The organism is Micromonospora sp. HK10, assembly GCF_000982955.1.
Taxonomy (GTDB): Bacteria; Actinomycetota; Actinomycetes; order Mycobacteriales; family Micromonosporaceae; genus Micromonospora.
Genome location: NZ_KQ058775.1, coordinates 1 through 340, shown reverse-complemented (window position 1 = coordinate 340; position 340 = coordinate 1). Strand labels below are relative to the sequence as shown.

The window sequence follows — 340 nt, the reverse complement described above, 5'->3', positions numbered from 1 at the left end:
GACGGCCTGGGTCCAGCCGCCCTCGATGACGCCGGTGGTGTTCAGCACCGCCCAGTCGACGACGTCGGAGGACTCCACCACGACCGGGGAGCCGATCCGTACCGTCGGGTCGCTGTTGGCGTCGCTGGCGCTGGCGCCGACGATCCGCTCCGGGGTGTCCCACGAGGTCACCCCGGCCCAGACGTACTCGGGGCCGTCGTCGCCGGGCAGGCCGTACTTGACCACGAGCTGGCTCTCCGCGGGGAGCCCGCCGGCGAGGAAGCGGGCCCGGATGTCACCCAGCCCGGCCCGGGCGGTGGCGACCGCCTTGCTCATCGCGTCGCCGGCGCGGGCGTACCGG

General features: G+C 75.0%; 1 protein-coding gene. It reads right to left on the bottom strand.

What is annotated here, in order from left to right:
* On the bottom strand, nucleotides 1–340 hold a 340-nt coding region (locus tag LQ51_RS11225; RefSeq protein WP_046564880.1), incomplete at both ends, for a DUF2314 domain-containing protein.